This is a genomic window from Sediminivirga luteola (assembly GCF_014639315.1).
GTDB lineage: Bacteria > Actinomycetota > Actinomycetes > Actinomycetales > Brevibacteriaceae > Sediminivirga > Sediminivirga luteola.
The window spans coordinates 48,945-63,022 of record NZ_BMFY01000012.1 but is presented as its reverse complement, the minus strand read 5'-3'; the positions used below and the strand labels follow the sequence as shown (position 1 = coordinate 63,022).

13 protein-coding genes are annotated in these 14,078 nt (G+C 70.1%); 7 read left to right on the top strand and 6 right to left on the bottom strand.

The window, feature by feature from the left end; translation table 11 throughout:
* Nucleotides 1–190 precede the first annotated feature (190 nt).
* The 5 genes from IEW13_RS12945 (at nt 191) to IEW13_RS12925 (ending at nt 5,561) form a co-directional block, all read left to right on the top strand.
* Nucleotides 191–1,867, top strand: a complete 1,677-nt coding sequence (locus IEW13_RS12945) for an amidohydrolase (protein WP_188551342.1) — start codon at nt 191–193, stop codon at nt 1,865–1,867.
* Nucleotides 1,867–3,171, top strand: coding sequence for a CobW family GTP-binding protein (locus IEW13_RS12940; protein WP_188551341.1), 1,305 nt, complete (start codon nt 1,867–1,869; stop codon nt 3,169–3,171). The genes IEW13_RS12945 and IEW13_RS12940 overlap by 1 nt, the downstream gene beginning before the upstream one ends.
* 65 nt (nt 3,172–3,236) lie before the next feature.
* Nucleotides 3,237–3,410 carry a hypothetical protein gene (locus IEW13_RS12935; protein ID WP_188551340.1) on the top strand — a complete coding sequence of 58 codons (174 nt, stop codon included), beginning with the start codon at nt 3,237–3,239 and terminating at the stop codon, nt 3,408–3,410.
* Entirely contained in the window at nt 3,407–4,888 is a 1,482-nt protein-coding gene (locus tag IEW13_RS12930) for a sodium:solute symporter family protein (RefSeq protein WP_188551339.1), read from the top strand. Before IEW13_RS12935 ends, IEW13_RS12930 begins: the two co-directional genes overlap by 4 nt.
* 151 nt (nt 4,889–5,039) lie before the next feature.
* Nucleotides 5,040–5,561: an HXXEE domain-containing protein gene (locus IEW13_RS12925; protein ID WP_188551338.1), complete on the top strand. Its 522-nt coding sequence runs from the start codon at nt 5,040–5,042 to the stop codon at nt 5,559–5,561.
* Here IEW13_RS12925 and IEW13_RS12920 read toward each other — a convergent pair.
* Nucleotides 5,527–6,552 carry an LLM class flavin-dependent oxidoreductase gene (locus tag IEW13_RS12920; RefSeq protein WP_188551402.1) on the bottom strand — a complete coding sequence of 342 codons (1,026 nt, stop codon included), beginning with the start codon at nt 6,550–6,552 and terminating at the stop codon, nt 5,527–5,529. The genes IEW13_RS12925 and IEW13_RS12920 overlap by 35 nt on opposite strands.
* A gap of 139 nt (nt 6,553–6,691) precedes the next feature.
* Nucleotides 6,692–7,576, bottom strand: a complete 885-nt coding sequence (locus IEW13_RS12915; protein WP_188551337.1) for a DUF817 domain-containing protein — start codon at nt 7,574–7,576, stop codon at nt 6,692–6,694.
* A 354-nt stretch (nt 7,577–7,930) separates the two neighbouring features.
* On the opposite strand from IEW13_RS12915, the gene IEW13_RS12910 reads away from it, so the two are divergent.
* On the top strand, nt 7,931–9,154 hold the full coding sequence (locus IEW13_RS12910; protein WP_188551336.1) for an MFS transporter: 1,224 nt from the start codon (nt 7,931–7,933) through the stop codon (nt 9,152–9,154).
* 95 nt (nt 9,155–9,249) lie between these two features.
* On the opposite strand, the gene IEW13_RS12905 is transcribed toward IEW13_RS12910, so the two are convergent.
* The 3 genes from IEW13_RS12905 to IEW13_RS12895 are packed head-to-tail and all read right to left on the bottom strand — an operon-like array spanning nt 9,250 to nt 11,646.
* Nucleotides 9,250–9,945 (bottom strand): CE1759 family FMN reductase, encoded by a 696-nt coding sequence (locus IEW13_RS12905; RefSeq protein ID WP_188551335.1) that lies wholly within the window; start codon nt 9,943–9,945, stop codon nt 9,250–9,252.
* 4 nt (nt 9,946–9,949) lie between these two features.
* Complete coding sequence (locus IEW13_RS12900; RefSeq protein WP_229745158.1) at nt 9,950–10,453, bottom strand: MarR family winged helix-turn-helix transcriptional regulator; 504 nt, start codon at nt 10,451–10,453, stop codon at nt 9,950–9,952.
* A gap of 5 nt (nt 10,454–10,458) precedes the next feature.
* Nucleotides 10,459–11,646 (bottom strand): LLM class flavin-dependent oxidoreductase, encoded by a 1,188-nt coding sequence (locus IEW13_RS12895; RefSeq protein ID WP_188551334.1) that lies wholly within the window; start codon nt 11,644–11,646, stop codon nt 10,459–10,461.
* A 179-nt stretch (nt 11,647–11,825) separates the two neighbouring features.
* On the opposite strand from IEW13_RS12895, the gene IEW13_RS12890 reads away from it, so the two are divergent.
* Complete coding sequence (locus tag IEW13_RS12890; protein WP_188551333.1) at nt 11,826–13,424, top strand: CoA transferase; 1,599 nt, start codon at nt 11,826–11,828, stop codon at nt 13,422–13,424.
* A 10-nt stretch (nt 13,425–13,434) separates the two neighbouring features.
* Here IEW13_RS12890 and IEW13_RS12885 read toward each other — a convergent pair whose 3' ends face one another.
* Complete coding sequence (locus IEW13_RS12885; RefSeq protein ID WP_188551332.1) at nt 13,435–14,073, bottom strand: DsbA family oxidoreductase; 639 nt, start codon at nt 14,071–14,073, stop codon at nt 13,435–13,437.
* Nucleotides 14,074–14,078 lie beyond the last annotated feature (5 nt).

Genomic DNA, 14,078 nt, shown 5'->3' with positions numbered 1-14,078 from the left:
GAGACACGGCAGGCCGTCCCGGCTCCGCCCGGCCTGGCCTGGCGGCTCCTCACGCCGATGCCGGACTGCGCGGCGGCCACCGGGAAGGGCGTCGCGCTTCGCCGGTCCAGGCGCACGAGCTGGCTTGCAGCGGATGCCGTGGACGAGCACGGATTCCGATGAAGTGATGAAGTAAGGGAGACAGATACGTATGCCAGGGCAGACCCCGGAACCCACCATCGTCTATCCAGCGCGGCTGGTCCGCACCATGAACGCGAGCTGCCCGACCGCTGAGGCAGTGGCCGTGCGGGGCGACCGCTTCCGGGCGGTGGGGACCGTGGACGAACTGCTCTCCTACCCTGGCGCCGTCGTCGACGACCGCTACGCCGACGATGTCCTCCTCCCCGGCTTCGTTGAGGCGCACAGCCACGCGGGCACTGGCACCACCTGGAAGGGAACGTACATCGGGTACGTCGACCGGGTAGACCCGGAGGGTCGCCACTGGCCCGGCTGCCGTTCCATCGACGACGTCATCGCCCGCCTGCAGCGGGAGGAACGCAAGATCGGCGACCCCGGCCAGCCGATGATCGCCTGGGGATTCGACCCGATCTTCTTCCAGGACCGTCATCTGACCGCACGGGACCTGGACCGGGTGTCCACGGAGCGCCCCATCTACATCGGACATGCCAGCGGCCACGCCTGCACCGTCAACTCCGCCGCCATCCGCCGATGCCGGGTGGCCGAGGCGTCGCACGTCGAGGGCGTCCACCTCGGCGACGACGGGCAGCCGAACGGGGAACTCCACGAGTTCGCGGCGATGAGCCTGGTGCAGGAACTCTCCGCCGGGAACGACGTGCTCAGCGTCGACCGCGCCGCCCTGGAACGCTTCGGCCAGGACGCGGTGAACACGGGGACCACCACGCTCACGGATCTGGGCACCACCCGCCTGATGGGCGAGGAAGGCGTCGAACTGTACCGCGGCACCGTCGGCGACGGCTTTCCCGCGCGGCTGAACGTCTTCCACTTCGGCGCCGGGATCGGCCCGGTGTCCGGCAGCCTCGCCGAGGACGCCCAGCGCCTGGTCGAACTGCGAGACCTCTCCACCGACCGGCTGACCTTCGGGAACGTCAAGCTCATGCTCGACGGCACCCTGCAGGGCTTCACCGCCCGGGTGCGCGAGCCGGGCTACTACGGCGATCAGCCCAACGGCATGTGGAACGTCAGCCCGGAGGAGTATCACCGTGCCTTCGAGATCTTCCACCGGGCGGGTCTGCTCATCCACGTCCATTGCAACGGGGACCAGGCGACGCAGCTGTTCCTCGACACCCTGGAGCAGGTCCTCGTCGCCCACCCCCGCCCGGATCACCGGCACACCTGCACGCACTCGCAGATGACGACCCCGGCGCAGTTCCGGCGGATGAAGGCGCTGGGGGCGTGCGCGAACCTCTTCGCCAACCACATCTGGCAGTGGGGAGACCAGCACCTCGACCTCACCATGGGTCCGGACCGCGCACGCCGGAACAACGCCGCCGCCACGGCGCTGCGCCACGGCGTGCCCATCAGCCTCCACTCGGATTCGCCCGTCACCCCGCTGGGCCCGCTCAAGACGGTCAAGCACGCCGTCACCAGGCTCACTCAGTCCGGGCGCGTCATGGGCGAGAACGAGAGGATCAGCGCCCAGGACGCGCTGGAGGCGATCACCCTCGGCTCCGCTTTCATGCTCAAACGCGACGACGAGATCGGCTCCATCGAACCCGGCAAGTTCGCCGACATGGCGGTGCTCGCCGATGATCCGCTCGCGGTCGATCCCGCCGAGATCGGGGACATCCGCGTTCACGGCACCGTGGTCGGCGGCCGGCATTTCCGGAGCAACGTCGGGTCGTCCTGATGGGCCGGACTGGAAAGCCGCTCACCCTGATCGGCGGCTACCTGGGCACCGGCAAGACCACGCTGGTCAACCACATCCTCTCCGCAGGGAGTTACGGGCGCGTGGCCGTCGTCGTCAACGACTTCGGCTCGGTGAACGTCGATGCGTCCCTGATCAGCTCGGCCGGCGCGGACACCCTGGAGCTGACCAACGGGTGCATCTGCTGCCAGATCACCGATGACGTCCAGCGCACCATGTCGGCGCTGGCGGCACGCGAGGACATCGACCACGTCGTCTGCGAGCTCAGCGGGATCGGTGACCCCGCCCGGCTGGGCAGCTGGCGCAGCTACCCGGGTTTCCGTCCCGGACCGGTGGTGATCTGCGTGGACGCGGCGGTGACTCCCCGGCGGCTGGCGGACGAGTACGTCGCGGACATCGTCACCCGGCAGATCGCAGCCGCGGACATCCTGGTGATCACCAAGACCGATCTGGCCACGCCGGCGCAGCGCGAGGCGAGCCTGCGGTGGTGCGCCCAGCTGGCCCCGGAGGCCTCCGTGCACCAGGCCGGCCCGGGCGATGCCGCAGGAACGGAGGCAGTCATCCGCGAACTCACGGAGCGCGCCAAGGGCGAGCCGGCAGCCCCGCCCGTTCAGGGCAACCCGCACCCCGAGCCGGGTCAAGACGCATCGGCGAGCAGGTCTGGATCCAGGGACCCGAGCGCGCCGGACACTCAGCACGAGGCGGATCGTTCCGAGCATGCCTCCGCGCACGCGTCGCTCACTGTGGCGCTGCCCGGCCTGAACGCTGTCCAGCGGATCGTGGCGGCGCTGCGGGACCACCGCTCGGCGCTCGTCCGCGCCAAAGGCATCATCGAGAACGACGAGGGCGGCTGGAGCCGCATCCAGCTCGCCGGCGACGTCGTCACGACAGAACCGGTCTCCGGAGACCGCGCGGACCGCCCGGCGCCCGACGGTCTCCCGGAGCCCAAGGATCCGGAGTCGTCCCTGGTCCTCATCGCCGCCGGACCCCACGCGGAGCAGAAGCTGCGCTTCGTGGCCGACGCCCTCCGCGCCAACGCGTGCACTCACAGCTCGGCGGGCGCGGGGAAAGCCACCGCCGATGGTGCCGGCGCGGTCCCCGGTCTCGCAAGCGGCGTCGCCCCCGGCCTTGCAAACGACGCGGCCGCAAGATTCGCACGCGGCGCCGCCCCGCGCACCGCCGGCACCCCTGGCGTCACACCTGCCGATGGCCCCGCTGCCGATGTCCCGCACCCTGCGGACTCCCCGACTCCCGTCCACCCCCGCCACAGTCGCACCGCACAGTAAGAAGGAGAACCACTTCCATGGATATGCGTTTCAGAGGTCCACGTACGGCCCGGGGCTGGATAAGCGTGGGCATCATCCTCGTCGTCCTGATCATCGGCCTGTGGCCCGTCATCGCGCTGTTCAACACCACCGCGCTGCCGCTGGGCATTCCCGCCCTCATGCTGTGGTCGATCTTCATCCTGTTCGCCACCACGGCGGCGATGGTGATCATCAACGTCATCACGGGTGATCGCGGATGAGCCAGTACGTTCCCTTCATCATCACCGCTTCCTACCTGCTCATCGCGATCATCATCGGCTGGGGCGCGGGCCGCGGACATAACATGCGCACGGTCGAAGGCTGGGGTGCCGGCGGCCGCAGCATGAACTCGATCGTCGTCTACCTCTTGGTGGCGGCCGGCGGCGTGAGCGCCTACACGTTCATGGGCTCACCGGGCTGGGCGCACGACAAGGGCGTGCCCGCGCTCTACGTCGTCGTCTACCTCGCCTATATGGCGATCGTCGCCTGGTACATCGGGCCGAAGGTGTGGAACCTGGGAGCCAAGTACGGTCACGTCACCCAGTCCACTGCCATCGCCGACCGGTACGAGAGCAAGCTCCTGGGCGGGCTGACCGCCATCGTCGGCTCCGTGGGCGGGCTCGCCTTCGCCGTCATCCAGACCATCGGCGCCGCCTACATCCTCAACGTCATGAGCTTCGGCCTGATCCCCACGTGGCTGGGCGTGATCATCGCCCTCAGCGTCATCGCCATCTACCTGTACCGCAGCGGCCTGCGGGCGATCGGCTTCACCAACGCGTTCCAGGGCGCCCTGATGTTCGTCGTCGCCTGGATGGTGGGACTGTGGGCCGTGAACTGGTTCACCGGCGGCTTCAACGCGGCGCCCATCTTCGAGCGGCTCCGCGCGGAGGCCCCGGAGTTCCTGACCCTCCCGGGTGCCCTGGACGATATGAGCTACGCGTTCTGGACCACCTCCATCCTCATCTCGTTCTTCTCCATCTGGCAGTCGCACTGGATCGCCTGGATGGGCGCGAAGTCGGCGCGGAGCCTCAAGCGGGCGGTCACGTATCTCCCGCTGTACTACCTGGTTCTGATCCCGATGATCGTGGTCGGCTTCATCGGCATCTTCGCCTACCCGGACATCGCCAATTCGGACCAGGTGGCGATCCAGATGGCGGTGGACAATATGCCCATCATCGTCGCGGGCCTGCTGGGAGCCGGAACGCTCGCGGCGTCCATGTCGTCGAGCGAGCCGAACATCCACGCCACCGCGCTGACCTACAGCAAGGACGTCATCCAGCCGCTCTTCAAGCTCTCCGACGAGAGGACCGGGAAGCTCACGCGGTGGCTCATCTTCCCGATCATGGCGCTGATCATCGCGCCCATCTCCATCATGGAACCGGCGAGTCTGGTATACATCCTGCTCATCGGCTACGGCTTCACCGGCCAGGCGTTCGCCATCATGGTCGGGATCTTCTTCTGGCCCCGCGCCACCGCTGCCGGTGCGATCGTCGGGCTCGTCGCCGGCGCCGTCGTCACGACGCTCTTCTCCTTCGTGTTCGTCCACCCGCTGGGCATCCACGCGGGCATCTGGGGCCTGGCGGTCAACATCCCCTGCTTCATCATCGTCTCGCTGCTGACCAAGCCGGTCTCTAAGGAGACCCTGGCCCGGTTCTTCTCCGCCGACGAGAAGACGGCTGCGGAGGATCCGGCCCGGTAAGGGGTTCCCCTCCCGGCACCGAGTGCGCCTGTGTCCGGTCCCGCCGCCGGTGCTTCGGCGGCGGGACCGGCCTGCTGCGGCTCCCGCTGGCTTCGGTCCGTCCTGGGCGGACGTCAGCCATCTCCCCGGGGCGCGGGGCTACGCTGACGGTATGGAGCTGGGCTCGAACGCCTCACGCGGTCTGCTGGCCGCCGTCTTCGTGGTGCACAACGCCGAGGAGCTGACGTTCCTCAACCGAGGAGGCATGCTCCCGCCCGCACTCGCGGCGCGGTTCCCTCGCCTGGAGGGCCTCTACGGGCGGCGTCGCCTGGCTCCCGTCATGCTCGCCCTCACTGGTGCAGTCGCCGCCGTGCTATCGTCCCGGCGACCCGGTGCCACGGCCTTGCACGCTGCGGCAGCCGGAGCGCTGGGCGCGAACGCACTGGTGCACATCGGCCGGGCCGCCGCCGAACGCCGGTACAACCCGGGCGCCGCCACCGCGCCCGCGCTACTCGGTGCTGCGGCACTTCATCTCGTGGTCGTGCGGGAACACGGGCCGGGTAAGACGGCTGCGACCGCCGTGCTCGGTGCGCTGCTCATGCCCGCTGGGATCGCGGCGGCGCTGGCGGCCGGCCACGGCGTCACTCTCGCAGCCGTGCTCACCGCCAGCCGAGGTCAGGCGCCACCCGGGTGACGATGGACTCCAGCAGCCGGGCGTTGTACCCCACGCCCAGCTGGTTGGGCACCGTGACGAGCGCATAGTCGGCGGCGGCGACTGCGGCATCGGCGGCCAGCTCCTCCACCAGCTTCTCCGGCTCGCCGATGTAGCTGCGGCCGAACCGGGCCAGCCCGCCTTCCAGGTGCCCCACCTGGTCGCGTGACTCCGCCTGGGCCCGCACCCCGAAGTACCGGTGATCCTCGTCGGTGACCAGCGGGATGATGCTCCGGGACACCGATACTTGGGGTTCCCCGGAATGACCGGCTTGCCGCCACGCGTCCTTGTAGATCGCGATCTGCTCCGCCTGCAGCGCATCGAACGACTCGCCGGTGTCCTCGGTCAGCAGGGTGGAGCTCTGCAGGTTGAAGCCTTGCTCGCCCACCCATCGGGCGCTGGCCCGGGTGCCCGAACCCCACCAGAGGCGCTCGTCCAGACCGGGGGAGAGCGGGTCGATGGCGAGAGCTCCGTCGTGCCCGGTCATCTGCGGATCGGCTTGCACCACCCCGGCCCCGCGGATCGCCTCCCGGAAGACATGCGCCTTCTGCTGGGCCATCTCCGCCACGGACATCCCCTCCGGGGTGCGATAGCCGAACGCCTCCCAGCCGCGCAGCGCCGGCTCCGGTGAGCCGCGCGAGATGCCCAGCTGCAGACGGCCGCCGGAGATGAGGTCCGTGATGGCGGCCTCCTCGGCCATATAGAGGGGGTTCTCATAACGAAGATCGATCACCCCGGTGCCCAGCTCGATGCGCTCGGTGGCCTGCGCCATCGCCGCCAGCAGCGGGAACGGCGCGGAATGCTGCGGCGCGAAATGGTGCACTCGCAGGAACGCGCCGTCCACACCGACCCGCTCCGCCTCCTGCGCCAGCTGGATCGCCTGGAGCAGCGCATCGCGCGCGGTGGGAGTGTGCGAGCCGGGAATGTCCCGGTAATGGCCGAACGAGAGGTATCCGATCTTCTTCACATCCAGTGCAAGGCCCCGCCGCCGATGCGTATTCCTGTCGGCTGCGGCGACCCCGTGACGCCCGAAGCGGCGCTTGACGAGGACCCCAGCCGGAGGCCTGCCCGGTCACGGTGTCCCCTCCGCGGACGAGGTGTGGGCCGCAGCGTCAGCGCGCTGCGCCATCCCTCCCGCGCGGGCGGTATACGAAGGTGACCAGCACCACCGAGATGATCATCAGCAGGAACCAGGAGACGAGCTTCGCGGCGGAGACGAGCTCCCAGCCGTCGGTCTGGGAGGGGTAGATCCACGCCCCGGCCGCTGTCCCGATGTTCTCCGCGACCCAGATGAAGAACGCCACCCCGGCGAAGGCGGCCAGGATCGGCATCCGCCGCCAGCCCCGGGCGCGGTGGTTGCGGAAATGCATCGTGCAGCGCAGGTAGAGCAGCACCACGAGCGCCAGGAGGACCCAGCGCGCATCGGGCAGATAGTGATGCGCGAAGAAATTGACGTAGATCGCCGTGGCGAGGATCGCGGTCGCCCAGCGCGGCGGGTACCGGTCGAACCGCAGATCGAACAGCCGGAAGACCCGCACCATGTACGAGCCCACGGCGGCGTACATGAACCCGGTGTAGAGCGGCACGCCGCCGATCCACAGCAGGCCCTCGCCGCCGTACTGCCATGAGCCGACCGCGGTCTTGAAGATCTCCATCACCGTGCCCACCACGTGGAACAGCAGAATGACCCACAGCTCGCGCCCGCTCTCCAAGCGGAAGGCCAGCATCAGCGCCTGGATCCCGACGGCCGCCAGGACGAGCGCGTCGCTGCGGGCCAGCGCGGCATCGTCGGGGTACCAGAGCCGCGCGGCGACCAGGAGGGCCAGCATCGCCGCGCCGAACACGCATGCCCAGGCCTGCTTGAGCACGAAGACGACGAACTCCAGCAGCGCGGTCCGCATCCGCCCGCCGGACGAGAGGCGTTCCAGCCGGTCGTGAGCCCAGGCGTCGATCCGTTCTTCCAGCGGCGTGAACGCCCGCCTGCTCCTCTCGGCCATGACGTTCAATCTAACGGGCCGCGCACCGCACGGGCGCTTCAGGACACCCCCGCCGGTGCCGGCGCCATCGGCGCTGGGATAGGCTCCGAAGAAGAAGGCCGGGACTCGCCCTCGATGTGGAGGCGCGCCCTGGCCAGTCATGTCAGCAGCACCATCCAAGCTGGGGCGGCGAGCGAGTCCGGCCCCGAAGGGCTCCGTCGCTGGAAGACCGCGCGGTCCCGGACGCACCCCGCGCATCCGGGGCGGGCCGATCGACCGGCCCATGCATGACGAAGTCGCGCTGCCCACGCGCTGCAGGCACCGGCGAAGAACGACAATCCTGGCGGAACCGCCAGACGCACGGAAAGGACGATGATGACGGCCGCCGAGCAGGCACCCCAGGTGCGGCTGGTGCTTGCCGCGGTGTTCCTCGTCTTCCTGGCGCAGATGGCGCTCAACCCCATCATCGCGCCGCTCTCCCGCGAAGTCGGCCTCGCTGAATGGCAGATCGGCGCGACTGTCAGCGCCGGAGCCTTCATGATGGTCCTCACCAGCCAGATGTGGGGCCGCCGCTCGCAGTCCCTGGGTCGCAAGCCCGTGCTCGTCGCGGCTTTCATCCTGGCGTTCATCGCCACCACGTTGTTCGCGCTGATGGCCGGACTGGGCATGAGCGGCATCGTGACCGGCACGGCGCTGTTCCTGTCCTTCGCGCTGCTGCGGGGGCTGCTGTTCGGCACCGCGATCGCGGCCGTACCGCCCACGGCGCAGGCCTATATCGCCGATGTCACCACGGATCAGGTCTCGCGGGTGCGCGGTATGGCCGGGATCGGCGCGGTGCAGGGCATGGCGATGGTCGGCGGCGCGGTCCTGGGCGGGATGCTCTCCGGCCTCGGCCTCATGGCTCCGCTGGTGACCGTGCCGGTCCTGCTCATCGTCGGTCTTCTCCTGGTGAGCCTGCGGCTCCGGCCCGAGTCGCGTACGCAGCTCATCGCCCGGCCGGTGCGGGTGAGCCCCCTCGACCGCCGCATCTGGCCGTTCCTGCTCGCCGGCTTCGGGATGTTCACCGCCCTGGGCTTCATCATGGTCATCACCGGTTTCATCGTGCAGGACCGGCTCGGGCTCACCGCCGAGCAGACCGGCATGCTCACCGGTGCGGCGCTGCTGGTGACAGGCCTGGGCATGGTCACCGGCCAGAGCCTCGTGGTGCCGCGTTCCGGCTGGGGCCCGCCGATGCTGCTCCGGGTCGGAAGCGTCATCGGGCTGGCCGGGTACAGCCTGCTGATCCCCGATGCCGGCCTGCCGCTGCTTCTCCTGGCGATGTTCGCCATCGGCCTGGGCCTGGGCATCGGGCTTCCCGGTTATACCGCCGGTCCCAGCCTCCTCGTCTCCCGGGAGGAGCAGGGCGGGATGGCCGGGCTCATCGGCGCCACCAACGGCCTGACCTTCGTCGTGGCGCCGACCGCCGGCACTGCCCTCTACGGCGCCATGCCCCAGCTTCCGGTCATGGTGGGCGCGTCCATCATGCTCCTGGTCGCGGTGTTCGTCTTCACGCATCCGCGGCTGCGCCGCCCGCCCGGCCGCCGGCGCCGCAAGCTCTAGCTGTGTGGTGCGGCCGCCGCAGGGGCGGTGATGGGTGTGGTGCGGCCCCCATGAAGCGCGCCGCCGATGCAGCGCTGGCCGCCGAGCCGGTAGCCTCAGGCTTGACCGCCGGCTGCCAGGCGCATCAGATCGGAATCGAGTTCGATGCCGGTCTCGGTGCCGCCGGCGCTGCCGAAGGAGTGCTGATAGCTGCCCCAGGATTCCTCGCGCACCCGCCGCTCGAAGCCGCTGTCCATCTGCAGCACCAGTTCCCGCGCGGCACGTTCGATCCGCTTGCTCAGCGCCGGGTCGGTCCAGTCCTCCGTGGAGGCGAACAGGGAGGTCGGCATCGTCATCGTGCGCAGATAGGCGAAGACGGGGCGCATCTGCTCGTCCACGACCAGCGCATGCCGCGCGGTACCGGCCGTCGCGGCGAGCACGACGGGCTTGGCGATCAGCAGGTCGTTGTCCAGGATCTGGAAGAACGCGGAGAACAACCCGCTCGGACCGGCCTTGTAGACCGGTGTGCTGGCCACGATCCCGTCCGCCGTGCGCAGGGTCTCCACCGCCGCGTTCAGTCCCTCGCCGAGGAACTGCGAGGTCATCGCGGTGGTGATCTCCTGCGCGAGTTCGCGCAGCTCGACCACGTCCACTCGCAGCGTGATCCCCTCGGCCGCCGCCAGCCGGCCGGCAGCCGCGACCGTGCGGTCGGCGAGCATACGGGTCGAGGAGGGATCGCTCGCGCCCGCGCTGACGACGGCCAGCCGCAACTCCCGCCGTACCGGCGCCGGTCCCGGTGCAGTGTCGCTCATCGGGTCACTCTCCTTCATCCCCGTCCTCGTCGCCGGTGCCGGTCAGCAGCTTCCGGCACAGTGCCTCCAGCTGGACCATCTCGTCGTCATCGAGCGCGCGGCCGACCGCTGCCGCCACGCTCGCCGCGTGCTTGCGGCCCACCCGCCGCTGCGCCTTCCTGCCCGCCTCGGTGAGGGAGAGCCGGGTGGCGCGGCGGTCATCGGGGTCGGGCTCGCGGTCCACCAGGCCCCGCTGCACCAGCCGGTCGACCATGCGTGAGAGCGCCGGCTGGCTCAGCAGCACGTGCTGGTGCAGCTCGCGCAGCTTCTGCGGCGCGGAGCACTTCGAGAGCGTGTACAGCACGTCGTACTCGCGGATGGAGATCTCGTCCCAGATGTTCTCGGCCGTGAACTCTTTCATTAGCACGGCGTGCGCGGTCAGCAGCGCCTCCCAGGCGGCATTGGCCCGGGCAGCGCGGCCGGGTCGTCCGCTCCGGCCGCGGGGGGCCGTTTCCTCAGTCGTGTCCACTGTCCTCACAGCTCCGGCAACGAGGCGCGAACGCCCTCGTCGGTGTCCTGATAGGGGGAGCCGCCCGTGACGTTGTCACCACGGTTGGCATTCGGCCGTGGCTGCCGCGGCTCGGCATCGCCGTACTTGTCCTTCACCCGGCTGGCGTGCGTCGGGGCATCCGGGACGCCGGCCTTGCGGCGCGCGGCCATCTCCTTGCGCAGCACCGGCACGACCTCGCCGCCGAGCAGCTCGAGCTGATCCAGCACGGTGCCCAGCGGCAGGCCCGCGTGGTCGATCAGCCACAGCTGACGCTGGTAATCGCCGAAGTGCTCGCGGAAGGTGAGCGTCTTGTCGATGACCTCCTGCGGGCTCCCCACCGACAGCGGCGTCTGCTCGGCGAAGTCCTCCAGGCGTGGCCCGTGGCCGTAGACCGGCGCCTCGTTGAAGTACGGGCGGAACTGCGTGTAGGCGTCCTGAGAGTTCTTGGCGATGAACGCCTGCCCGCCCAGGCCCACGATCGCCTGGTCCTCGGTGCCGTGGCCGTAGTGCGCGTAGCGCTGCCGGTAGAACCGGATGAGCCGCATGAAGTGCTCTTTCGGCCAGAAGATGTGATTGGCGAAGAACCCGTCGCCGTAGTAGGCGGCCTGCTCGGCGATCTCGGGCGTGCGGATCGAGCCGTGCCATACGAACGGCGGCACATCGTCCAGCGGCCGGGGAGTGGAGGTGAAGCCCTGCAGCGGAGTGCGGAACTTCCCCTCCCAGTCCACGACGTCCTCCCGCCACAGCCGGTGCAGCAGGTTGTAGTTCTCCAGACCCAGCGGCAGGCTCTGCCGGATGTCCTGGCCGAACCAGGGATACACCGGCGCGGTGTTGCCCCGGCCCAGCATCAGATCCATGCGTCCGCCGGCGAGGTGCTGGAGCATCGCGTACTCCTCGGCGATGCGCACCGGATCGTTCGTCGTGATGAGAGTGGTGGCGGTGGACAGGACCAGGTTCTTCGTCTGCGCGGCGATGTACGCCAGCAGCGTGGTGGGCGCGGAGGAGAAGAACGGCGGGTTGTGGTGCTCACCGATGGCGAAGACGTCCAGGCCCACCTCCTCGGCCTTGGTGGCGATGGCGACGGCGGCCTTGATCCGCTCGGCCTCGCTCGGCGTGTGGTCTGTCGTCGGATCGCGGGTGATGTCGCTCACCGAGAAGATGCCGAACTGCATGGTGCTTCCCTTCCGAGGCGGCACCAGATCTGTCGTGATCATCCCGGCCGCGGCTCGATGTTCGTGTATCTATTCTGTTTGCATCTAATGCAGCGAAATCGTAGCACGATTTGTTCCCCCCGGTTGACACGCTCGGAGAGAATGGCAGCGGCACGGTCTTCAAGGGGGTGCAGGCGCCGATGACGGTAGGACATTTCGCGGCCCGGGCATGGGCTGCGGCCGGTGGCGACCCGGCCATGCTGCACCGCCTCGGGTCGCCCGCGCCTCCTGTGCCGCTGCGTTCCCGTCTCGACGCCGCGGGGCTCCTCGCCGGCACCATGGGTGCCGCCAGTCTGGCCTTCGCCGCCCTCGCTGTATCCGGCGGACCCGCTGCGCGGGCTGCACCCGCTGCCACTGCCTCTGCACCCGCCGGACTTGAAGGCCCGTGGGTGCGGCTCGATGGCCGGCGGATCGCCGCTTCGGCACGCAGCGACCGTCTCTTCCGGCTCGACGGGCAGCCTCCCCGGGCATGGGCCCCGCTGTCCGGCTTCTGGCCCGCCGCCGACGGCTGGGTGCGCACGCATGCGAACTACCCGCATCACGAAGAGCGCCTGCGTGCCCTGCTGGGCATCGGCCCCGGCACCGCGGACGAGACGGCGACAGCACGGGTGGCGGAGGTCATCGGCGCGCTCTCCGCCCGCGAACTGGAGGACCGCGCGGCAGCGGCCGGAGCGGTGGTGGTCGCGGTGCGAAGGCCGGAGGAGTGGGCCGCGCACCCGCAGGGCCGGGCGGTCGCCGCGGAACCGCTCATTGGCGTCCGGGAGATCGGAGGTGCGGTGCCGGGGCGGAAGCCCCCGGGTGCCGCCGCCGGGGATCTGCCGTTGCGCGGCGTACGGGTCCTCGATCTGACGCGGGTGATCGCCGGGCCAGTCGCCACCCGTGCCCTGGCTTTCGCTGGAGCCGAGGTGCTGCGGGTGGATCCGCCGCATCTTCCCGAGGCCGCGTGGCAGCATCTGGACACCGGGCAGGAGAAGCGCTCGACGCTGCTGGATCTACGCTCGCCCGAGGGGCGGCGGAAGTTCGAGGAGCTGCTGGCGGACGCCGATGTCCTGGTCACCGGATACCGGCCCGGGGCTCTCGGCGCCTTCGGCCTGAGCACCGAAGAACTGGCTGCCAGGCATCCGGGGCTGGTGGTCGGTCGCGTGAGCGCCTGGGGACACACCGGACCGTGGGCGGACCGGCGCGGGTTCGACAGCATCGTCCAGGCGGCGTCCGGCATCGCCGTGATCGAAGGCGTGGCCGCCGGTGAAGACGTCCGTCCCGGTGCGCTTCCGGCGCAGGCGCTCGACCATGCCGCCGGTCACCTGCTCGCGACCGCCCTGACTCTGGCGGTGGCTGCGCGCCGTGAAGACGGCCGGGGACGGGCTGTGTCGGTGTCCCTGGCCAGGGTCGCCGCTGAGCTGATGGCCGCGCCGGCCCCGGATGAGGCCGGTTCCCGGGCGCTGGCCTCGTATGGGCCGCGAAACACCGCATGTCCCGCGAGCGCCAGCAGCACCGGTGCACCCGCGTCGGCGTCCGCGGCAGGATCACAGACCGGAGGTGGCCGCCGGGACGGTCGCGGCAGCGGAGCGCCCGGTGAACAGGAGGAGGCGCCCACCGTGACCGGTCGGACCCCGGCAGGCGTGCTCGTCTGCGCGGCTCCCGCGCTCGACTTCCCCGGCGCCCCGTCCGGCTACGCGCACATGGGCGGCCTCTGGGGCGCAGACGCACCCGCGTGGCGGGCTGACGCCCGACCCTGACCGAGCGCGTTTACGCCGTCTTCTCCCAGAGCTGCGCGAAGACGGCGCTGAGGGTCTCGGCGCCCTGAGCTCCCGAGAGGCCATGCACACGGTCGAAGACGAAGAACGGCACGCCCTGGATGCCCCGTTCAGCGGCCTGCCGGACATCGGCCCGGACGTTCTCGGCATGCTCGTCCGTGGCCAGCATCTCCCGGACGCGGGCCTCGTCCATACCGGCTTCGGCGCCGATGGCCGCCAGGGTGTCGTGATCGGCCACGTTCTCCCCGCGACTGAAGTACGCCTGGTAGAGCCGCATCAGGACCGCATGGCCGGCGCCGTGCTCCGTGGCCAGATGCACCAGCCGGTGCGCATCGAAGGTGTTCACCGGCTGAATGGCCTCATGGTCGATGTGCAGCCCCTCGGCGGCGGCCCGCTCCTCGGTCCCGCGGGTCATCCGGCGGGTCTCCTCCACCGAGCGCCCGAACTTGCGCGCCAGCATCTCCATGCCGCTGCCGGCCGCTTCAACCGGGGCATCGGGGTCCAGCTGGAAGCTGTGATAGCGCACCTCGACCTGGTCCCGCCGCGGGAAGGACGCCAGCGCCCGTTCCAGCTGTGCGGTGCCCAGATAGCAGAAGGGGCAGGCCACATCGGCCCAGACGTCGATCCGCATGCCCG

Excerpts from the sequence above, each read along its gene's own strand:
- IEW13_RS12945 (WP_188551342.1), top strand. The coding sequence starts at position 191 with ATGCCAGGGCAGACCCCGGAACCCACCATCGTCTATCCAGCGCGGCTG.
- IEW13_RS12940 (WP_188551341.1), top strand. The coding sequence starts at position 1,867 with ATGGGCCGGACTGGAAAGCCGCTCACCCTGATCGGCGGCTACCTGGGC.
- IEW13_RS12930 (WP_188551339.1), top strand. The coding sequence starts at position 3,407 with ATGAGCCAGTACGTTCCCTTCATCATCACCGCTTCCTACCTGCTCATC.
- IEW13_RS12925 (WP_188551338.1), top strand. The coding sequence starts at position 5,040 with ATGGAGCTGGGCTCGAACGCCTCACGCGGTCTGCTGGCCGCCGTCTTC.
- IEW13_RS12915 (WP_188551337.1), bottom strand. The coding sequence starts at position 7,576 with ATGGCCGAGAGGAGCAGGCGGGCGTTCACGCCGCTGGAAGAACGGATC.
- IEW13_RS12910 (WP_188551336.1), top strand. The coding sequence starts at position 7,931 with ATGACGGCCGCCGAGCAGGCACCCCAGGTGCGGCTGGTGCTTGCCGCG.
- IEW13_RS12905 (WP_188551335.1), bottom strand. The coding sequence starts at position 9,945 with ATGAGCGACACTGCACCGGGACCGGCGCCGGTACGGCGGGAGTTGCGG.
- IEW13_RS12895 (WP_188551334.1), bottom strand. The coding sequence starts at position 11,646 with ATGCAGTTCGGCATCTTCTCGGTGAGCGACATCACCCGCGATCCGACG.
- IEW13_RS12890 (WP_188551333.1), top strand. The coding sequence starts at position 11,826 with ATGACGGTAGGACATTTCGCGGCCCGGGCATGGGCTGCGGCCGGTGGC.
- IEW13_RS12885 (WP_188551332.1), bottom strand. The coding sequence starts at position 14,073 with ATGCGGATCGACGTCTGGGCCGATGTGGCCTGCCCCTTCTGCTATCTG.